Annotated in this window: 22 protein-coding genes; 10 read left to right on the forward strand and 12 right to left on the reverse strand. The window is 62.0% G+C overall.

The window, feature by feature from the left end:
* Positions 1-134: 134 nt before the first annotated feature.
* Positions 135-959 (reverse strand): prolipoprotein diacylglyceryl transferase, encoded by an 825-nt coding sequence (gene lgt / locus C8264_RS05405; protein WP_205245616.1) that lies wholly within the window; start codon positions 957-959, stop codon positions 135-137.
* Between the two features lie 112 nt (positions 960-1,071).
* Here lgt and C8264_RS05410 point away from each other — a divergent pair, with 112 nt between their 5' ends.
* From C8264_RS05410 to proC, 3 genes are all read left to right on the forward strand, one after another.
* Entirely contained in the window at positions 1,072-1,323 is a 252-nt protein-coding gene (locus C8264_RS05410) for an accessory factor UbiK family protein (protein ID WP_108459929.1), read from the forward strand.
* Positions 1,324-2,290: 967 nt separating this feature from the next.
* The gene (locus C8264_RS05415; protein ID WP_108459930.1) at positions 2,291-2,791 is read left to right on the forward strand and encodes a type III secretion system chaperone family protein; all 501 of its coding nucleotides are present in this window, start codon (positions 2,291-2,293) and stop codon (positions 2,789-2,791) included.
* Entirely contained in the window at positions 2,788-3,606 is an 819-nt protein-coding gene (proC, locus tag C8264_RS05420) for a pyrroline-5-carboxylate reductase (protein ID WP_245892942.1), read from the forward strand. Before C8264_RS05415 ends, proC begins: the two co-directional genes overlap by 4 nt.
* Before the next feature lie 74 nt (positions 3,607-3,680).
* Here proC and C8264_RS05425 read toward each other — a convergent pair whose 3' ends face one another.
* Complete coding sequence (locus C8264_RS05425) at positions 3,681-3,890, reverse strand: cold-shock protein (RefSeq protein ID WP_108459931.1); 210 nt, start codon at positions 3,888-3,890, stop codon at positions 3,681-3,683.
* 100 nt (positions 3,891-3,990) lie between these two features.
* Here C8264_RS05425 and C8264_RS22065 point away from each other — a divergent pair, with 100 nt between their 5' ends.
* From C8264_RS22065 to ltaE, 3 genes are all read left to right on the forward strand, one after another.
* Positions 3,991-4,194, forward strand: coding sequence for a hypothetical protein (locus C8264_RS22065; RefSeq protein ID WP_162783474.1), 204 nt, complete (start codon positions 3,991-3,993; stop codon positions 4,192-4,194).
* A 73-nt stretch (positions 4,195-4,267) separates the two neighbouring features.
* Positions 4,268-5,320, forward strand: coding sequence for a class I SAM-dependent methyltransferase (locus tag C8264_RS05430; RefSeq protein ID WP_108459932.1), 1,053 nt, complete (start codon positions 4,268-4,270; stop codon positions 5,318-5,320).
* Complete coding sequence (ltaE, locus tag C8264_RS05435) at positions 5,301-6,323, forward strand: low-specificity L-threonine aldolase (protein WP_108459933.1); 1,023 nt, start codon at positions 5,301-5,303, stop codon at positions 6,321-6,323. The genes C8264_RS05430 and ltaE overlap by 20 nt, the downstream gene beginning before the upstream one ends.
* 60 nt (positions 6,324-6,383) lie before the next feature.
* On the opposite strand, the gene carB is transcribed toward ltaE, so the two are convergent.
* Together carB and C8264_RS05445 are read right to left on the reverse strand one after the other, a co-directional pair.
* Positions 6,384-9,695, reverse strand: a complete 3,312-nt coding sequence (gene carB / locus C8264_RS05440; protein WP_108459934.1) for a carbamoyl-phosphate synthase large subunit — start codon at positions 9,693-9,695, stop codon at positions 6,384-6,386.
* Between the two features lie 205 nt (positions 9,696-9,900).
* Positions 9,901-10,284 (reverse strand): VOC family protein, encoded by a 384-nt coding sequence (locus C8264_RS05445; protein ID WP_108459935.1) that lies wholly within the window; start codon positions 10,282-10,284, stop codon positions 9,901-9,903.
* Between the two features lie 216 nt (positions 10,285-10,500).
* Here C8264_RS05445 and motA point away from each other — a divergent pair, with 216 nt between their 5' ends.
* Both motA and C8264_RS05455 read left to right on the forward strand, forming a co-directional pair.
* Positions 10,501-11,361 carry a flagellar motor stator protein MotA gene (gene motA / locus C8264_RS05450; RefSeq protein ID WP_108459936.1) on the forward strand — a complete coding sequence of 287 codons (861 nt, stop codon included), beginning with the start codon at positions 10,501-10,503 and terminating at the stop codon, positions 11,359-11,361.
* 21 nt (positions 11,362-11,382) lie between these two features.
* Positions 11,383-12,303, forward strand: coding sequence for a flagellar motor protein MotB (locus C8264_RS05455; protein ID WP_108459937.1), 921 nt, complete (start codon positions 11,383-11,385; stop codon positions 12,301-12,303).
* Here the strand turns inward: C8264_RS05455 and C8264_RS05460 are convergent.
* The 5 genes from C8264_RS05460 to C8264_RS05480 form a co-directional block, all read right to left on the reverse strand.
* Positions 12,300-12,572, reverse strand: a complete 273-nt coding sequence (locus C8264_RS05460) for a DUF2277 domain-containing protein (RefSeq protein WP_108459938.1) — start codon at positions 12,570-12,572, stop codon at positions 12,300-12,302. The two genes, C8264_RS05455 and C8264_RS05460, sit on opposite strands and share 4 nt — an antisense overlap.
* A 3-nt stretch (positions 12,573-12,575) precedes the next feature.
* Complete coding sequence (gene clpS, locus C8264_RS05465; protein WP_108459939.1) at positions 12,576-12,881, reverse strand: ATP-dependent Clp protease adapter ClpS; 306 nt, start codon at positions 12,879-12,881, stop codon at positions 12,576-12,578.
* Positions 12,882-12,946: 65 nt separating this feature from the next.
* Positions 12,947-13,414, reverse strand: coding sequence for a GNAT family N-acetyltransferase (locus C8264_RS05470; protein WP_108459940.1), 468 nt, complete (start codon positions 13,412-13,414; stop codon positions 12,947-12,949).
* Entirely contained in the window at positions 13,411-14,946 is a 1,536-nt protein-coding gene (locus tag C8264_RS05475; RefSeq protein WP_108459941.1) for a permease, read from the reverse strand. Before C8264_RS05475 ends, C8264_RS05470 begins: the two co-directional genes overlap by 4 nt.
* Positions 14,943-15,686: an ABC transporter ATP-binding protein gene (locus C8264_RS05480; RefSeq protein ID WP_108459942.1), complete on the reverse strand. Its 744-nt coding sequence runs from the start codon at positions 15,684-15,686 to the stop codon at positions 14,943-14,945. The genes C8264_RS05475 and C8264_RS05480 overlap by 4 nt, the downstream gene beginning before the upstream one ends.
* A gap of 160 nt (positions 15,687-15,846) precedes the next feature.
* Between C8264_RS05480 and C8264_RS05485 the strand changes: the two genes are divergently transcribed.
* Positions 15,847-16,047: a hypothetical protein gene (locus C8264_RS05485; RefSeq protein ID WP_108459943.1), complete on the forward strand. Its 201-nt coding sequence runs from the start codon at positions 15,847-15,849 to the stop codon at positions 16,045-16,047.
* A 61-nt stretch (positions 16,048-16,108) separates the two neighbouring features.
* Here the strand turns inward: C8264_RS05485 and C8264_RS05490 are convergent, their stop codons facing one another.
* A complete protein-coding gene (locus C8264_RS05490; RefSeq protein WP_108459944.1) occupies positions 16,109-16,543 on the reverse strand; it encodes an organic hydroperoxide resistance protein in 435 nt (144 codons plus the stop codon).
* 137 nt (positions 16,544-16,680) lie between these two features.
* On the opposite strand from C8264_RS05490, the gene C8264_RS05495 reads away from it, so the two are divergent.
* On the forward strand, positions 16,681-17,094 hold the full coding sequence (locus tag C8264_RS05495; RefSeq protein ID WP_108460002.1) for a MarR family winged helix-turn-helix transcriptional regulator: 414 nt from the start codon (positions 16,681-16,683) through the stop codon (positions 17,092-17,094).
* A 3-nt stretch (positions 17,095-17,097) separates the two neighbouring features.
* Here the strand turns inward: C8264_RS05495 and C8264_RS05500 are convergent, their stop codons facing one another.
* Positions 17,098-17,811, reverse strand: a complete 714-nt coding sequence (locus tag C8264_RS05500) for a ribonuclease T2 family protein (protein WP_108459945.1) — start codon at positions 17,809-17,811, stop codon at positions 17,098-17,100.
* 56 nt (positions 17,812-17,867) lie between these two features.
* Positions 17,868-19,844: a bifunctional 2',3'-cyclic-nucleotide 2'-phosphodiesterase/3'-nucleotidase gene (locus C8264_RS05505; protein WP_108459946.1), complete on the reverse strand. Its 1,977-nt coding sequence runs from the start codon at positions 19,842-19,844 to the stop codon at positions 17,868-17,870.
* Positions 19,845-20,123 lie beyond the last annotated feature (279 nt).

The following is a 20,123-nucleotide window of genomic DNA, read 5'->3' on the forward strand; positions in this document are numbered from 1 at the left end:
ACCACCGCGCGGTACCTCCCCCTTGACGGGGGAGGCTAGGAGGGGGTGTCGAGAGCCCCGATATCCGGGCTTTCCTCCCCCACCCTTGATCCCTCCCCGCAAGGGGGAGGGTGTCGACTGCGGAATTGGTCACCCTAAACACGTAATGCACTCTCTTTTCTCGTCGATGCGTAGGCGACAAGCCCGATGCCGCCCAGCACCAGGGGCAGGCTCAGCACCATGCCCATGGTCAGCCAGCCGCCATAGAGATAGCCGATCTGAGCGTCCGGCAGGCGCACGAATTCCACCGCAATGCGCGACAGACCATAGCCGATGCCGAAAATGCCTGCGGCCATGCCCGGCCGGCGCAGCGCATAGAAGACATGGGTGAACAGGCGAATGACGAGGAACAGCACCAGCCCCTCGAGCACGGCTTCATAAAGTTGGCTCGGGTGGCGCGGCAATTGCTCGGGGTCGGTGGGAAACACCACGCCCCAGGGCAGACTGGTCGGTGCGCCATAAAGCTCGGCATTGATGTAGTTCGCGATGCGGACCAGGAATATGCCGATGGTCGAGACCGAGGCGATCAGGTCGAGCCCGCTCAGCCAATTGCCGCCCTTCTTGCGGGTGAACAGGATCACCGCCAGCATCAGCCCCAGCATGCCGCCATGGTAGGACATGCCGCCATCGAGCGTGTTGAGGATCTGGGCCGGGTTGGCGAGGTAATAGGGTAAATTGTAGAACAGCACATAGCCGACGCGCCCGCCCACGACAATTGCCAGCATGGTCCAGAACGCAAAGTCCCAGATGTCCTTGGCCGGAAAAGGCGGCTGGCCGCGATGCCAGAGGCGCGAATTGGCCAGCAGCATGGAGCCATAGACGGCGCCCAGGCCCACGCCGAACAGATAGCCCAGCGCATACCAGCGTATTGCAAAGGGGCCGATGGCAAAGGCGATGGGATCGATATCGGGAAAAAGCAAAACCGGCTCCTGCGGCAATCGCGCGGACCATTGCCGCTTCCGCCTCTCTGGTCAAGTCGGCACCCATCGCCTAAGTATCAAGCCAGTCAATCGACGTGAACAGGTGAATGCCATGAACCAGAATAACCGCATTTTCGACGGTTTGGGACGCGTGATGAACGAAGCGGCCGGTGTTGCCGACGGCGTGCGCCGGGAAGTCGAAACAGTCGTCAAGTCCCAGGCCCACCGCATCGTGGCCGACATGGACCTGGTCAAGCGCGAAGATTTCGACGCGCTGCGCGAACTGGTGCAGGTGCAGGGCGAAGAAATCGACGCGCTCCGCAAGGAGATTGCCGCGCTCAAGGGTGCGGCCGATACGATTTGATTGGTGGGGGGAACAACGCCCTGCTGCACATCGCGCCACGCCCCTCTTCGACAAGCTCAGGATGAGGGTGGTTCGAGGCTTGCAAGAACTCGCACCTCACCATGAGGGCTACTGGAATATCGCACCAAGAGTAGCCCTCATGGTGAGGTGCGAGTTCTTCACGAGCCTCGAACCACGAGGGCGTGGCACCGCCACCCTCACCCTGTCCATCCAAGGGCAGGGCTATCGCAGATGGCATGGCAGGCACCGGTTCACCTCGCCCCTTAGGGGAGAGGTCGGCGCGCAGCGCCGGGTGAGGGGTGCGATGCTTCCACATGGGTGATGTCCCAGCATCGCACCCCTCACCCTAGCTCTGCCAAGTCGCTGGCGCTCCTGGCGGTGCTACCCTCTCCCCTGAGGGGCGAGGGGACGATGGAACCTTAAACATCTTCCCCAATCTATCCATCTTCTCCCCCGCCATCTCCCACACACTATCCTCCCCATACCAACCTCACGCCCAGCGGGTCGCGCGAACCGGCTAGTGTTGTTGTCAGATGGGGCGGGGAATGTCGTGATCCCTGCAGGCAAGCGGAAGTGTCGCCGGGGCTATTGACGCTCCGAGACCAGAGTCGCGCGCGCCGCAAATCCCATCGCATGTGGCGAGGCTCTGTCTCACACACTAAAACTTACCGGGGCAGGGCCTCGCCACGTGCACGCTGATCAAAACCGCAGGGGAGGCGGCGCCTCGGCACGCCGGTCCGCAGGCTTAACTCTTCATTAACCATTTGGGCTCGATCATCTTCCACAAGAGATTACTGTCCTTTGCCCGCGTTGCGTCCCCTGAATCAAAAGGGACGTGTAGGGTTCACTGGTCAGGACGATTCGTAAGCCATTGTGCGTGCGGCATGTTCCCTGAGTACCCCATGATTGCCGGCCTATCCGGGCCGCATTTGAAAGATCACTCGCGTTGTCAGGACGGAACTCGTCGATGTCACTTCTCCAAGTCGAGCCCGATCGGAATGTCCATCCGGTGGACATCATCGAACACATCGCCTCGATCAATGACTGGACGTTCGAGCGGCAGGATGCCGACGAAATTTCCATTTCCGTTCGTGGCGGCTGGAGCGACTACCATGTCTCCTTCAACTGGATGGAAGACCTGGAAAGCCTCCACATTGCTTCGGCGTTCGATCTGCGGGTGCCCGAGGGGCGGCGCAACGAGGTCAAGCAGTTGATCTCGCTGATCAACGAGCAGCTCTGGATCGGCCATTTCGATATCTGGAACAAGGAAGGCGTGGTGCTGTTCCGCAACTCGCACCTGTTGACCGGTGGCGCCGATGTGTCGCCACAGCAATGCGAGGCGCTGCTGCGCTCGGCGACCGATAGCTGCGATCTGTATTACCAGGCGTTCCAGTTCGTGGTCTGGGCCGGCAAGACGGCAGCGGACGCGTTGAGCCATGTCATGTTCGAAACGGTGGGCGAGGCGTGAGCGCGTCGCTTCGCAGCATCGGGCCCGTCATGCTGGTCGGCGCCGGCAAGATGGGCGTGGCGCTGGCGCGCGGCTGGCTCGATGCCGGCCTGCCACCCACCAATCTGCTGGTGGTCGATCCCGCACCCGGGCAGGGCGCGCTTGACCTCGCCGAGGATTATGGCCTGACGCTCAGCAGCAGCGCGCAGGGGCTTCAGCCCAATGTGCTGGTGCTGGCAGTCAAGCCGCAGATCATCGACGACGTGCTGGAAACGCTGGCGCCGGTGATCGGCCCGAACACGCTCGCCCTCTCGATTGCCGCGGGGATCGATATCGCGCGGCTGTCGCGTGGCCTGGGAATGGGACGCGTCGTGCGGACCATGCCCAATACGCCGGCGCAGATCGGCAAGGGGATCACCGGGGCGGTTGCCGGGCCGGACGTGAGTGCTGGAGATCGCGACGCAGTTTCGGCGCTGCTTTCCGCTGCGGGGCCGGTGGTCTGGTTCGATGACGAGCGGCAGCTTGATGTGGTGACGGCCATTTCGGGTTCCGGCCCGGCCTATGTCTTCCATCTGGTGGAAGCGCTGGCGGCTGCGGGCAAGAAGATGGGCTTGTCCGACGCCAATGCGGAATTGTTGGCACGCCAGACCGTGATCGGCTCTGCCGCTTTGCTGGAGGCCGATCCGGCGCCACCGGCAGTGTTGCGGGCCAATGTGACGTCCCCCAATGGCACGACGGCCGCGGGGCTTGCCGTGCTGATGGAGGGCCTGACGCCACTGATCGAACAAACCACGGAAGCGGCGCGCCGCCGTAGCGAAGAATTGGGCCGCTCATAGCTGCTCGCGACAAATAAAAAAGGCGCATCCCTCCCTGGACGCGCCCCTCCTGATCGTTGGGTAGTAAGTGGTCTTTAGCCAGCTACCAGATTGTCGGCGGCGGATTTACCGGTCCGCTTGTCCTTGACGATCTCGTAGTTGATCTTCTGGCCCTCATCCAGGCCATTGAGGCCCGAACGCTGGACGGCGGAGATGTGCACGAACACATCTGCCCCGCCCTCGTCGGGCTGGATGAAGCCATAACCTTTTTGGCCGTTGAACCACTTTACGGTGCCAGTTGCCATGATGCGCGTTCCCTCGTGCAGTCTGCTGTAGGCGGTCCCGGTCACGATTGACCAAGACGGTAGTGATCGAAATATCGTTGAGTGACGTCAGCAGAGGCGAATGAAGTTCGCGTTTTCAGATCGGTCGGCCGCAATATTCGATCACACGAGCTTAGCGGCAAAAAAAACGCCGTTCAATATCTGTTTACTTGGGGCAAAAAGCCCGGCCGATCTGCTGTTTAGCCGGGATATTTTGCCGCGCGCTCAACCATTTGGGCCGGATCGATCGAACCCGATGGCGCAGGGCATTTGCCTGGCAACCTAGCCCTAATGGCCGGGTAGCGTTCCGGAACTGTCATCAATTCACATTCTTGCATCTCTGCCAGATCCCGAGAGGCATGCACTATCCGTCACTTGCTTTTGCCCCAATTTTCCGCCACATCCTCGCCGCCGGACGCATCGATCCGGTGACCTTCCGAGATATCATCGTCTTGACCAAGACGTTTCACTCCTCTGGCGATGCCATCGCCGATCGCCGCGCGGGTTATGCAAAATTGCTGGCCGAGGGCGGCGACTTCGTTGCTGCCGCAGACCTCATCAGCCAGGCACTTGAGCTGACACCCGAATGGGTGGCGGGCTGGGACCTGCTCGGCGGCTATCATGAAAAGGCGGGCAATCTGTCCGGTGCCATCTCGGCCTGGCGGCACCTTGAAGCTCTCGACGATGACGGCACGTTCGGCGCCAAGCTGAAGCTGGCCGTGCATGGAGCGGGTGCAGCCGATGCCGGTACGGCGATCAGCTATGTGGAAGCATTGTTCGACCAATATGCGCCCAAGTTCGAAAGCGCGCTGGTCGACAAGCTGGGCTACCGCGTTCCGGCGCTGCTGGACGAACTTCTAGTGCAGGTGATGGCGGAAACCGGCGTCCTCCACTTCACCCGGGCGCTCGATCTGGGATGCGGGACGGGGCTCATGGGCGAGCGCTTGCGCAACAAGGTGACGGTGCTTGAAGGCATCGACCTCAGCGCCGCCATGATCGCTGAAACCGGCCGCAAGGGCCTTTATGATCGGCTGGAAAAGGCGGAACTGGTGCAGTTTCTGCAGCGCCAACCCGGAGAAGTGGATCTCGTTACGGCGGCGGATGTGTTCATCTATTGTGGTGCGCTGCCGCCCGTGCTCGCCGCGGTTGTGCCGGTGATCCGGCCGGGTGGCTTCCTCACCTTTTCGCTTGAAGCCCATGATGGTGAGGAGGCGGTGTTCCTGCGCCCCTCACTCCGCTACGCTCATGGGATCGAGGCGGCGCGGCAAGCCGCTACGAAGGCCGGGCTCGAGATCTTGCGCTTCGAGACGGCGGTTCTGCGTCAGGATCGTGGCGCACCTATCGAGGGCCTGCTGATCGTGGCCCGCAAACCTGAACAGGCTGAAGGCAGAGATGAACACCATCCGCTATGACTTTCGTTCCGACACTGTAACCAAGCCGTCGGCCGCGATGCGCACCGCCATGGCGGAAGCGGAGGTGGGGGACGATGTCTATGGCGACGACCCCACGGTAAATCGGCTGGAGCAGCGCATGGCAGCGATGCTGGGTAAGGATGCTGCGATCTTCGTGGCATCGGGCACGCAGTCGAACCTTCTGGCACTGATGAGCTATTGCGGGCGTGGCGACGAGTTCATGGCGGGTCAGGACGCGCATTGCTACAAATATGAGGCCGGTGGCGCGGCCGTGCTTGGCTCGATCCAGCCGCAGCCGATTGCGCATCAGGCGGACGGCACTATGGCGCTGAACGATATCGAAGCCGCCATCAAATCGGGCGATATCCATTTCGCGACCACAAAGGTTATCGCGCTGGAAAACACCCTTGGCGGGCGCGTGCTGCCGGTGGACTACATGGAAGCCGTGGGCGAAATCGCCGCCCGCCACGGGCTTGGCCTGCATCTGGATGGTGCGCGAGCCTTCAATGCCTCTGTTGCTCTTGGCATGAACATCAAGGATTTCACTGCGGCATTCGACAGCGTTTCCATCTGCCTGTCCAAGGGCCTGGGTGCGCCGGTGGGCTCGGTTCTCGTCGGCCGTTCGGACCTGATCGAAACGGCCCGGCGGCATCGGAAGATGCTGGGTGGCGGCATGCGGCAGTCCGGGATTTTGGCGGCGGCGGGACTTTATGCGCTGGACCACAATATTGTGCGGTTGAGCGAGGACCATCGCCGGGCCAAGCAACTGGCTCATGGGCTGGCGCGGTATGATGCGCTGTCGGTTACCCAGCCGAACACCAACATCATCTTTGTCGAGATCGATAGGAGAGTTGGCGACAGCTTTACCGATTTCCTGGTGCAGAGGGGCGTCGGCATCACCGGACGCTATGGCCAGCAGCGCTGGGTGACGCATCTGAATATCGATGACGAGGCCGTTGATGGCGCGTTGGAGTTGGTCGCCGAGTTCTTCCAGAGGCACTAAACAAGAAGGGCAGGAGAGGTGATCCTGTCCCGCCCTTTGCATATCTGGGGTCGCGAACCTCTAAGCGGCGAAATAGCTCTGTAGGGAGCGCACGACCAGGCTGCCCTTTTGCAGCGCCACGATGCCTTCCACTGCGGCCAGCGCACCGTCGATCGTGGTGTAGTACGGGATCTTTCCCATCAGCGCCGTCCGCCGAAGGTCGCGGCTGTCGCTGATCGACTTCATGCCGTCGGTGGTGTTGATCACGAGCTGCACGCCGCCATTCTTCATGGAATCGACGATGTGCGGGCGTCCTTCGAGCACCTTGTTGATCTTGGTGGCGGCCACGCCGTTTTCGACCAGGTACTTTTGCGTGCCGCCAGTGGCCAAAATGGTGAAACCACCTTCGACCAGGTGCCGCGCCATATCCACGATGTATTCCTTGTCGGCATCGCGGACCGAAATGAACGCAGCGCCCGCCTGAGGCACCTTGGAACCCGCGCCCATCTGTGACTTGGCGAAGGCAAGGGCGAAATCATTGTCCAGACCGATCACTTCGCCCGTCGACTTCATTTCGGGGCCCAGCACTGTGTCCACGCCCGGGAAGCGGTTGAAGGGGAACACGGCTTCCTTGACGGCGACGTGCTTGAAGGTCTTTTCCTGCAGGCCGAAGCTGGCAAGGCTTTCGCCGGCCATGATCCGCGACGCGATCTTGGCGATGGGTTCGCCGATCACCTTGGCCACGAAGGGCACGGTGCGCGAAGCGCGAGGATTGACTTCGAGCAGGTAGATCACGCCGTCCTTGAGCGCATATTGCACGTTCATCAGGCCGCCGACCTTGAGCGCGAAAGCGAGCTCACGGGTCTGGCGCTTGAGTTCGGCCATGACCTCTGGCGACAGGTTCTGCGGGGGCAGGGAGCAGGCGGAGTCCCCGGAGTGAATGCCGGCTTCCTCGATGTGCTCCATGATGCCAGCGACATACACGTCCTTGCCATCGCATAGAGCATCAACGTCGATTTCCGTCGCGCCGGACAGATAAGCATCGAACAGCAGCGGGTTATCGGACAGCACCGAGTTGATCTGGCCGGTCCTGTCGTTGGGATAACGCTGCAGGATATCGGGCGGCACGAGGCCGGTCAGGGTGTCCTGCACATAGCGCTCGAACTCGTTGGCCGAGTGGACGATGGCCATTGCGCGGCCGCCCAGCACGTAGGACGGGCGGATCACCAGCGGGTAGCCGAGGCGTTCGGCGACAAGGCGAGCCTGTTCGAGGCTATAGGCAATGCCGTTCTTGGGCTGGGTCAGTTCCAGCTTGTTGAGCAGCTTGGAGAACAGGTCGCGATCTTCGGCCAGATCGATGGCGTCGGGCTGGGTGCCCAGAATCGGCACGCCGGCCTTGAGCACGGCTTCGGCCAGGTTGAGCGGGGTCTGGCCGCCAAACTGAACGATCACGCCATGCAGCGTGCCGTTTTGCTTTTCGGTCAGCAGGATTTCGAGCACGTCCTCTTCGGTCAGCGGCTCGAAATAGAGACGATCCGAGGTGTCATAGTCGGTCGAGACGGTTTCGGGATTGCAGTTGACCATGATGGTTTCGTAGCCGGCATCGCTCAGTGCGAAGGCGGCGTGGCAACAGCAATAGTCGAACTCGATGCCTTGGCCGATGCGGTTGGGGCCGCCGCCCAGAATCACGACCTTCTTGCGGTCGGAGGGGCGCGCTTCGTCGTCCACCTTGCCGCCGAACGGCACTTCATAGGTCGAGTACATATAGGCGGTGGGGGAGGCGAACTCGGCGGCCGAGGTGTCGATGCGCTTGAACGCGGGGCGAACGTCGAGCGAGTGGCGCAGCTTGCGCACGTCCGACGGCTTCAAATTGGCAAGTTGGGCCAGACGCGCATCAGAGAAGCCCATGGCCTTGAGCGAGCGCAGATTTGCCGAATCCTGGGGCAGGCCGAATTGCTTGACCTTGTTCTCGGTCTCAACAATTCCGTGCATCTGTTCGAGGAACCACGGGTCGATCTTGCAGGCCTCGAAGATGTCTTCAAGGCTCATGCCCAGCCGCATAGCTTCGGCGACATGCAGCAGGCGATCTGGCGTGGGCGTGCCGAGTGCGGCCTTGATGGCGTTCTTGTCCTCGCCTTCGCCCAGGCCCGGAATGCCGATCTCGTTGAGCCCGGTGAGGCCGGTTTCGAGCGAGCGCAGCGCTTTTTGCAGCGATTCCTGGAAGGTACGGCCGATAGCCATGGCTTCGCCAACCGACTTCATGGCGGTGGTCAGGCGATTGTCGGCACCCGGGAATTTCTCGAACGCGAAGCGCGGAATTTTTACCACGACATAGTCGATGCTGGGCTCGAACGAGGCGGGGGTCATGCCGCCGGTGATGTCGTTGTCCAATTCATCGAGGGTGTAACCAACGGCCAGGCGTGCCGCGACCTTGGCGATCGGGAAGCCCGTCGCCTTGGAGGCCAGCGCCGAGGAGCGAGAGACGCGCGGGTTCATCTCGATCACCACCATGCGCCCGTCAGCCGGGTTGATGCCAAACTGCACGTTGGAGCCGCCGGTTTCGACGCCGATCTCGCGCAGCACCGCCAGCGAGGCGTCGCGCATGATCTGGTATTCCTTGTCGGTCAGGGTCAGCGCGGGTGCCACGGTAATCGAGTCGCCGGTGTGCACGCCCATAGGGTCGATGTTCTCGATCGAGCAAACGATGATGCAGTTGTCTTTCTTGTCGCGGACAACTTCCATCTCGTACTCTTTCCAGCCGAGCACGCTTTCCTCGACCAGCACCTCGTTGGTTGGCGAGGCGTCGATGCCGCTTTCGCAGATGTTGAGGTATTCTTCGCGGTTATAGGCAATGCCGCCGCCCGTGCCGCCCAGGGTGAACGAGGGGCGGATGATGCAGGGCAGGCCGATCACTTCGAGCGCCTGGAGAGCCTCGATCGTGTTGTGCGCCAGCATGGAGCGGGGCGTTTCCAGCCCGATCTTCTTCATGGCGTCGCGGAACAGCTCGCGATCCTCGGCCTTGTCGATGGCTTCGGCGGTGGCGCCGATCATCTCGACGCCGAACTTTTCCAGCACACCCATCTTGCGCAGCGAGAGCGCGCAGTTAAGAGCCGTCTGGCCGCCCATGGTGGGGAGCAGCGCGTCGGGGCGCTCCTTTTCGATGATCTTGGCGACGACCTCGGGAGTGATCGGCTCCATGTAGGTGGCGTCAGCAAGGTCCGGATCGGTCATGATCGTCGCCGGATTGCTGTTCACCAGGATGATCCGGTAGCCCTCTTCCTTGAGCGCCTTGCAAGCCTGGGTGCCTGAGTAGTCGAACTCGCACGCCTGCCCGATAATGATCGGACCCGCACCGATAATGAGGATCGATTTAATGTCGGTACGTTTTGGCATGGCGCTCGCTCAACTTGTCTAATTGGTCGGGCGAGAGGAAAGAATCGCCCGGACAGCACCTGTCTCGCGGCAAACCGCGCAGCAACTGAGCGCTGCGGCGCGGGGTCAGGTTCGGACATGGTGGTTAGGTGGGCTGTCTAGCGGAGAAGATGGCGAAAGGAAAGGGGGTGCAGCTTTGCATTACGTGCAAAGCGAATGGGCTTGCTCAGATTTCCTGCGCCACCTCCCACACATGACCCGAAGGATCTGCGAAGGCTGCGGTGCGACGGCCCCAGGGCCGGTCGATAGGACCATTCAGCGGGGACAGGCCGAGGGACGCCAGATCCGCGCAGACTTGGTCGACATTGCCGACCTTGATGGTCAAAAGCACGCGCGGCCCCGCAGATGATGGCGCTACCGGCAGCGGTGCCACGAGTTCCGGCGCTTGGGTGTGCTGCAGGAGATTGATCATGAGCGTGCCGAATTCGAGCACCGCCGATACCTCGTCCTCGTAGATGATCCGGGGCGCGAAGACCCTGGCATAGAAGGTCTTTGCTGCGCCGATGTCATCGACAAAGAGAGTCAGTACCTCAACGGTGTTGGCAATCATGGCATTCTCCTCGGGATTGGAGACTAGTCCCGCCGATGCTTTCTGCGCAACGATCTACCGGTCGAGCGGTGTGAATACACCCAGCGTTAAGCTTAATGCGCCAATAGTGCGCTGTCGGAGCCGATGTTCATTGCTCCAACCAGTTTCAAGCGGGCGCGTCCAGCGGCAGCGGCAAGTTGCGGCTCGCCAGCGCCCCCAACATGAGTGTGTGCCTTCATGCGCCTCCTAGTGGGTATCCTGATCGTCGTCGGCAGCGTCATGGGTGGCTATGCCGGCGTGGGCGGGCACTTTCAGGTATTGTGGCAGCCGTTCGAGTTCATCATCATCCTGGGCGCGGCCATCGGGGCCTTTGTCATCGGCAATACCGGTCCAGTCATCAAGGGTACGCTGAGCGCCCTTGGCACGTTGTTCAAAGGCCCCAAATACAACAAGGCCGCTTATGTGGAATTGCTCGGCATGCAGTTCACGCTGTTCAAGCTGGTGCAGTCGAAGGGCATCCTGGCGCTGGAGCAGCACATCGAGAATCCGCGTGAGTCGGCGCTGTTCAATCGCTTCCCGACCTTTGCCAATAACCATCACGCCGTGGAGTTCGTCTGCGATTATCTGAGGATGGTGACGCTGGGCTCCAACAATGTCCATGAGATGGAAGCGCTGATGGACGAGGAGTTGGAAACCCACCACCAGGAGCAGCACCGTATCGTATCGGCCATGCAGGCACTGGCAGACGGCACGCCGGCGCTGGGCATCGTGGCCGCCGTTCTGGGTGTGATTCACACCATGGGCGCCATCAGCGAGCCGCCGGAAGTGCTCGGCCATATGATCGGCGGTGCCTTGGTCGGCACGTTCTTTGGCGTGTTCGTCGCCTATGGCTTCTTTGCGCCGTTCGCGCAATCGCTGAACAATATCTACCAAGCGGAAGCGAAGTATTTCCTGTCGCTCAAGGTGGGTCTGCTCGCTCATATTTCGGGGCAGGTGCCTGTGATGGCAATCGAATTTGCCCGCAAGGCGCTGCTGTCCGAAGACCGGCCGACCTTTGCCGAGGTCGATGAGGCCACGGCCAATCTGTCGGCCGCCTGAACGGGAAAAGAGCGCTAGAGCATGGCCCAATACGATCAGCCGATCATCATCAAGAAGGTCAAGAAGGCTGCCCATGCCCATCATGGCGGCGCATGGAAGATCGCCTATGCGGATTTCGTGACGGCCATGATGGCGTTCTTCCTGTTGCTTTGGCTGATCAGCATGACCACGCCCGAACAGAAGGAAGGCTTGGCCGATTATTTCGCTCCACCCAACGTTGCGCCAACCACGAGCGGCTCGGGCGGGATGCTGGGCGGCACGGCGATGGACACTTCGGGCGCGAAGATGGCCGGTTCATCCATGGCGGCGAACCAGGATGCCACCAATGCTCCCGCCAGCATGACGGCCGGCGCAGAAGACAAGGGCACCGGCGGCAATGAGGGTGAGACGGGTGCGACCGACACAGCCAGCGGGGTTGCCGAGCGCGAAATGAAGGCGGTCCGGGACCAGGTATTTCACAGTGCTGCCGCCAGCATAAGGCAGGCGTGGCAGGCGCTGCCCGACATTTCCGAGATGTCCGATAATCTTCTGGTCGAGGAAACTGACGAAGGGCTCAATATCCAGATCATCGATCAGGAGGGCACGCCGATGTTCCCCGAGGGATCGAAGTATCCGACAGAGCAGGCGCGCCAGGCCATCGCCGTGCTGGGGCCGATTCTGCAGAAGCTGTCCAACCAGATCACGATCTCGGGTCACACGGCGGCGGGCGGGACCTATGCCAATCCGCGCTATGGTTCCTGGGAGTTGTCGAGCGATCGCGCCAATGTGGTGCGGGCGCTGTTGGGTGAGTTCGGGCTGTCCGATGACAAGGTCACCTCGGTAAGCGGACGGGCAAGCGCCGATCCGTTTTTCCCGAACGATCCGTATCAGGCGGCCAATGAGCGCATCAAGATCGTCGTGCTGAACCAGGCGCCGCCGGTGCCGCCGGATATGGGACTCTAAGCAGCGCCATATCGCTCACGGGCGCGCGCCTTTGCCTTGGCGGCCACGATCTCGCGGTCCTTGGGCGGGGCGTGGGTTTCGAGCGACTTCAGCAGCTGACGGACGCTGGCCTCGATATCTTCGACCGCGTGGTGGAACGCCGCTTCGTTGGCTTTTGATGGCGCGTTGTAGCCCGAGATCTTGCGCACGAACTGCAGCGCCGCGTCGTGGATCTCGTTGCGGCTGGCGGGTGGTTCGAAATTGAACAGCGGCTTGATGTTGCGGCACATCGGCTATTCCTCCGGTTCGGTGGTGAAAAGGAGCGGAAAGCCGTTCTGCTTGGCAAAGTCGGTGGCGCGAGTGGCTTTTTCCTCGGCGATTTCCCTGGTGAAGACTGCAACCACGCAGGCGCCCTTGGTGTGGGCGGTCAGCATGATTCCCAAGGCCTGGGCTTCGGGCACCCTGAATTCGGACTTCAGCAGACGCACCACGAATTCGCGCGGCGTGTAGTCGTCGTTAAGCAGGATTACCTTGTGCAGCGGCGGCTTGGCTGGCTTCAGGACGGTGTCGGTGCGGGGTTTGGTGCCGGTTTCTGCCATGATCAATTCTCCTGCAGCAGCAAGGGGCATTTTACCGGAATTGATCGGCTCATGCACCAGTCTCGTCAGAGCATAAGCTTGAAGCCTTCGTGGCTCTGCTCGAAGCCGAGCTTCATGTAGAAGCGGTGGGCATCCTTGCGGACCTTGTTGGAGGTCAGTTGGACCATGCCGCAGCCCACTTCACGGCAGCGCTCGATCGCCCATTGCACCATCTGCGTGCCAAGGCCGGTTCCGCGCTGGTCGGCGCGGATATGGACGTTTTCGAGGACGCCGCGCTTCATGCCGAAACGCGGCAGGCCGGGAATGACGCTGATCTGGAGCGTGCCGATCACCTCGCCATCTTTCTCCGCCACGATCAGGCGATGATTGGGATCGGCGGCGATTTCGTCAAACGCGGCGCGGTAGCGGGAATCAGCGAGGCTCGCGGGATCGAGCGGTGGCGTTTCGCTGCCGCGCCAGTCACCGGCATGACTGAGGGTGAGCATAGCTGCGATGTCGTCAGGCGTTGCGTCGCGGAAGGTGAGTTGGCTCATGGGTTTCGTCTTGGGCTGATAAGCTTGGCCAGAAGGAGTACGAGAACTGCCACGATGGCGGGACCTACGGCAAGCCATGGCTGGGCCACGAGCAGCGCGCCAGTGCCCGCCCACATGATGGACGCGAAAGCCTCGCTCAAGGTGGCGGCGCGGGAAGCAACCTGCCGGCGGCGGAACATGGAGCGCTTGGCGGCGACGCGGAACCAGAGCTGGATGGCGGTGGCGGAACCGGCCGACAGCGTGGCGCAGAATGCGGTGACCAGCGCTGCATAGGGCGACGTCAGCGCCATCAGCGCAAGGAGCGGCAGGAGCACGATGGCAATCACGATCAGGACAGCTTCGATCTTGGCGCGGAGCACGGTGCGGGGATGCACCGGGGCTGTCACCACTAGGTCGTGCGCATCCTCGCCCGAAATGGCGAGCCAGGAGAGACCTCCCGCCAATTGGCCTGCGGCCATGACCAGCACGGGCACGACGACGACGAGAGCGCCGGCACTGTCGCCAAAATTCATCCAGAGCAACAGGGCTGGCGGCACCAGATAGAGGATCTGCATCAGGGTCTGTGACAATAGCCATGGGTCGCGCTGCAGCAGCCGCCATTCCTTGAGGCGGAGTACGTGGCGCTGCGATCCGGAGCGAAAGGCGCGCCTGGAGGGCCGGCGCTGGCTGCGTATGTGGTTGAGCCCCGCAGCGGAGATGGCATGATGGCCGAAGCTGGATGCCGTGAGCGCAATGGTGAGCAACAGGGTACCGAGGCCGGTCACCAGTACCAGCGCGAGGGCAGGCCAATCGCCCATGGCGGCTTGGGCGGGGAGCCAGAGCGGGCTGCCGAGCGCGGGTGCGGAGGCTACCAAGTCAGCGGATTGGAACAGGGCAAAGCGGGACATGTTGCCATAGTGGAGGATTGCTGCGGCCTGAACGCCGATGACGAAGCCAGCGCCTACAAGGGCCGCAACGATTTGCGCGATGAGGCGGGTTCGTTTGGGGCCGACGAAGCGGAACAGGGCCATGGTGATGGTCAGCGCAATGGCGGTCGATAGAGCACCCAGTCCCGCAAGAACCCCGTAGGCTGCCAGCCAGTGGGGACCATCGAGGAAGACCAGCATGTTGATCAGGGGACTTGCCAGCATGCCGGTGAGCACGATCGTCGTCAGCGCCACTGATGACGTGCGGACGGCGAAGAGCTTGCGGGAGGAGGCGGGGGAAGAGAGGATGAGATCGAGATCGGAGCGCGCATAATAGACGCGGGTGACCGACTCCAGCGCCTGCGACAGCATCACCGTCCAAAACAGCATGCCGGTTCCGGTGAGCATGACGAGGGTAGTTTTGTCGGCGACGATGCCGCTCTTGACCCAGGGCAGGACCAGCCCGAACGCCATGAGATGCAGCACGACGGTGACAGCCGCGAGGAAGACCGCCAGGCCGATGCCGCGAGCACGGCGGCCGCCGGTCATCATGGCGATCCATTCGCGCCAGGCCAGGTTCAGTTCGTGGCGAACGAACCAGCCAAAGCTTGCCGGTGCGATGCTCATGCGGCTGCCGCACCGTGGGCGACCAGATCGAGAAATATGTCCTCGAGACTCGATTGCTTGCCGATGCGGGCGCGCAGTTCGCCGAGGGTGCCTTCGGCGATCAGCTGGCCGCCAGCGATGACGCCGATGCGTTCTGCCATGCGTTCGGCAACTTCGAGAATATGGGTGGTCATGATGACTGTGACGCCATCGCGGACCTTGCCGAGCAGGACATCCTTGACCTGCCGGGCGGAGCCGGCGTCTAGCCCGGTAAGGGGTTCGTCGAGGATGATGAGCCTGGGGTCGTGGACCAGGGCGCCGGCGAGGGCGACTTTCTGCAGCATGCCCTTGGAGAACCCGCCGCAGAGTTCGTTGGCGTGGGGGCTAAGACCCAGCCAGTCGATCAACTCGTTTGCCTTGGCCTGGGCGGTCGCTGCATCGATCTGCCAGAGACCGGCGACGAATTCGAGATATTCGAGCGGGGTTAGCCGGTCGTAGACCATGGGTTCATCGGAAACCCAGGCGACGATGCGCTTGGCGGCAAGGGGATCGCGGCGGGCATCGATGCCGAAGATGGAAATATCACCGGCGTCTGGCTGCAGCAGGCCCGCGACCATGCGGAGGATGGTGGTCTTGCCGGCGCCGTTGGGGCCGAGCAGTGCATAGAACTCGCCGGCTCTTACGGTGAGGTCCAGTGCATCGACGACCTTGCGGTCAAAGCTCTTGGACAGGGTCGATATGGCAAGGGCAGGGGTGGACATGCGGGCACTCCGGCAGGGTCGGTCCAGGATAGCGCTGACGTCTTTCGTCGCGGTGAAGGGGGATCGTTAAGATTTACCCTAAACGCGTCGGCTGTACGGAAGACGGAACGGACGGCATTGCTGATCGTTGATGCTCCAAATCAAAACCGGAGTTGAATAGATGGCGCCTCTAGATCGTGAAACTGTCGTTGTAGACCGTGGTGGCCCGGGTGCGGGGGGGATCATTATCGGCCTGATCGTGGCCATTGCCCTGATCGCGATCGCCTATCTGGTGTTCTTCAACAACAATGGCGGCGGTGGCGGCACGGTGGACGTGGACGTTCCCGCGGTCAGCGTCGATGTGGCGCCAGACGGGCAGTAGCTCTGCCGATCAAATAAAAAGGGCGCCCAGCAAGGCGCCCTTTTTTATTGGCGATTGATACTCAGGCGACGGTCAGCTTGACGTCGACATTGCCGCGGGTGGCGTTGGAATAGGGGCAGACCGTGTGGGCCTTTTCCACCAGCGCCTGGGCTTGGTCGTGTTCCATGCCGGGGACATTGACCTTCAGCTCGACCGCGATGTTGAAGCCCGATCCATTGGCATTGTCACCAAAGGAAACGGCTGCGTCGATGGTGGTTTCGTCTGGAATCTTGACCTTTTCGCCGCGGGCCACAGCCTTGAGGGCGCCCAGGAAGCAGGCCGAATAGCCAGCTGCGAACAACTGCTCGGGATTGGTGCCGGGGCCGCCATTGCCGCCCATTTCCTTGGGCGTATCGAGGGTGACCGACAGGCGGCCATCATCGGTGGCGCTGGTGCCGGTGCGGCCGCCAGTGGTGTGGGCATGGGCGGTGTAGACTGCGGATTTAATCGACGACATCGGAAGCTCCTCAGCTTGTGTTCGCAGTACCAATAGCGAACAATTCAATTGTGTGCAATAGAAATTTCTGTCATATTGCTGATGTCCCTTCGTGGAGGTGCTTCGTGGCACAGGCTGATCCGCTCAAACTCGATTCCATGCTGTGCTTTGCCGTTTATGCGGCCGAGCATGCGTTCACCCGGTTCTACAAGCCCCGGCTTGAAGCACTCGAACTGACCTATCCGCAGTACCTGGTGTTCCTGGTGCTATGGGAGACAGATGGTATCACCGTCAAAGCGCTGGGGGATAAATTGTTCCTCGATAGCGGCACGATCACGCCGCTGGTCAAGCGGCTTGAAGCGCGCGGCTTGCTGCGGCGCGAGCGGGACAAGCAGGATGAGCGGCAGGTGCGGATTTATCTGACCGAAGAGGGTAGGGCTCTGCGGGAGAAGGCGCTGGCGGTGCCGCTGGCTGTCGGCAAGGCGCTGGGTGGTGATGGGGAAGCTGCCGGAATGCTGCGCGAAAGCCTGCATCGGTTGCGCGAACAGCTGGATGCCTCCAGCGACAGCTGAGCTCTATTGCAAGCCGGCGGCGTCCACCATGCCGCCGTCGCAGCCGCCATTTGTGGGGCGGGCATCCATGATGCGGTCGGCAAAGCTGTCCGGGCCATCGATGTCGCCGGTGAGGCCAATGGTCAATTCGTTGATCAGCCGGCGATTGCCGTCGTTTGTGCAACTGAGCCTGACCCGGTCTCCGGCGCCCGGCCCGAAGGCAGTGTCGAACGCGGCACGCACGTCGCCCTGCGTCAGCCGCTCGCCGATGGCGCCGGCGAAGAGATCCCGCACGGCCGAGGCGTTGAGGGCGGCAAGCATATCCACGGAGTCCTGGAAATATTCCTCCGCATCGGTCCGGTAGCAGGTGCCGTGCGTGATCCATTCGTGCCGGTCAAGCGCCGATTGGGTGCCAGGCATGACCTGATCCAGTTCCTTGCGCAGCGCGGCGGATATTCTGGGCTCGGGCAGTTCGAACCAGTCGCCGTCTTCGTCGAGAGCGACCGTGCGTGCGTCCACGCCGCAATAGTCACGGGAGCGCGGCTGCGGCCAAAGACCGTGCAGGGCGAAGTTGCCGGCGTCGAAGCGGGCAGTGGTTTGGGTCTGGCACTCCGGACGGCCGGGCCGGGTCTCGCAGAAGGCGGGTTGCCAGCTGACCGCCAGCACATACTGCGTGCGCTCCTGCGCCATTGCTGCAGTGGCGAAGAAGGTCAGCAGCAGGGCAAGAAAAGTGCGCATGAACGAGGTCTCGAACTGGAGGAGAAGGGGACGGTCCGAAGACCGCCCCCAGAGGGTTAGAGCGTGATGCGATAGATGCCGAAACCGTCGGGGTCAGTCTCGCCGGTGGCTTCGATCTTGATGGCGGTGACATCGTCCACGAAGTCGGCCGCCTTGGGACCGGTGGCAAACAGCACCGTTGTATCTGGGATGGGCGCAAGCGACCAATTGCTGTCGGCCTTGGGGTCGATCGTGCCGTTCTCCACGATATAGCGGACGATGATGTCCCGGTTGGTATCGGGCCCCTTGAAGACGATGACGTCCGGCCCGATGCCGGGGAAGGTACCGCCGCCGCCAGCGCGGTAATTGTTGGTGGCAACGACGAATTTGGCGGCCGGATCGATCGGGGCGCCGTCATACATCAGGTCCACGATGCGGTTGGCATCGGGGTTGAGCTCTTCCTTGCCATCCGAGGAGTATTTGGACGGCTGGGTGAGATCGATCTTGTAGGTGACCCCATCGATCACGTCGTAATTATAGGACGGGAAATCGGGGTTGATGAGTTCGGCGTCGGTGGCGCCAGCCTCGATCTGGTTGAAGATGCCGGCCGAGCGTTCCAGCCAGTTCTTGACGTCCGCTCCGGTGATGGCGACGGCCTGGATGGTGTTGGGATAGAGGTAAAGGTCAGCCACATTCTTGATGGCGACAGGGCCGACAGGAACGTCGGTGTAATAGTCCGGGCCGCCACGACCGCCGGCCTTGAAGGGGGCAGCGGCCGACAGGATCGGCAGGCTTTCCCATTCGGTGCCCTTCATCATCTGTTCGATGTACCAAATCTGGGCTTGCGAGACGATCTGCACCGACGGATCGTCTGCGACGAGGGCGAAGTAGGAATAGAGCGGGGCGGCAGTTTCGCCGACGGGCCGGCGAATATAGTCGATGGTTTCCTCGTGATCGGTCTGCGCGGCGGCGGCGACCTCGGCCTCGTCTTCCACGAGCGCATTGACCTTGCCCTCGACGCGTTCGGAGATCGGGCGGGCTTCGGCGGTGTGAGACACGACCGTCCATTTGCCGTCTGCATCCTGCTCGAGCAGCAGGTCGATCAGGCCCATGTGCGAACCCCAGAAGCCGGCCATGACGGCGGGCTTGCCGCTGAGCGTGCCCGCTTCGATATCGGCGCCTTCGATGCCCTCATAGTCGGGGCCGGGGAAGACCAGGTGGTGGTGGCCGGTGAGGACCACATCGATGCCATCAACGGCCGCGAGTTGCAGCGACGCGTTTTCGGCGCCGGTCGTCTGGTCAGCAGCAATGCCGGAATGCGACAGGGCGATGATGATTTCGGCGCCTTCTTCGCGCATCCTGGGCACGTAGGCGGTCGCGGTTTCGACGATGTCGCGGGTGTTGACCTTGCCGGTGAGGTGGGTTGCGTCCCAGGTCATGATCTGGGGCGGCAGGAAACCGATGATGCCGACCTTGATGGTCTTGGTGGCGCCCGAGCCGTCGGTCAGTTCCTTTTCGACGATCAGATAGGGCTGGATATAGGTGTCGTCGCTCAGCGGCTCGGCCGCCAGTTCACCACGCACCAGATTGGCCGAAACGAACGGGAATTCGGCGCCGCCCAATGCCTTGTCGAGATATTCAAGGCCGTAGTTGAATTCGTGGTTGCCCAAGGTCGCGGCTTCATAGCCCAGCGTGTTCATCGCGGCGATGATGGGGTGGACATTGCCTTCGAGACCCTTTTCGTAGGCGATGTAGTCGCCCATCGGATTGCCCTGGATGATGTCGCCATTGTCGAGCAGCATGGAATTGCCCGCTTCGGCGCGAAGGGCTTCGATCAACGAGGCGGTACGGGCCAGGCCCATCGTGTCGTTGGGCGCATCGGCGTAATAATCATAGGCGAACACGGCGACGTGCAGGTCCGTGGTCTCGATGATGCGCAAATGGGCCTGGTTGGCCTGCGCCATTGCGGCAAACGGGTGCATCGCTGCCATGGCTCCTATGCTGGCGGAACCTGCGAGGAATGTACGGCGCGATATCTTGGGCAGGAAATTCATGGATCGTCTCCCGGGTGGTAGTGTTTGGCTGAACCGAAATAGCGCCCGGGGGCCCCGCGCTCCCGGACAGCCGGATCAGCGATCCGGCGGGTTGGCTCTTGCCGTCCAGAGGTGACGTTCAGATGACGGCGGCGCGGTGACGGTAAGAAGTTTTGACCGTTCGGTCAATTTGTGACGATGGACGTGCGGAAGCGCCGCCTGGGTGCGGTTTTGGGTCAGCGTGCACGTGGCGAGGCCCTGCCCCGGTAAGTTTTAGTGTGTGAGACAAAGCCTCGCCAC

Source organism: Devosia naphthalenivorans (genome assembly GCF_003056355.1).
GTDB classification, from domain to species: domain Bacteria; phylum Pseudomonadota; class Alphaproteobacteria; order Rhizobiales; family Devosiaceae; genus Devosia; species Devosia naphthalenivorans.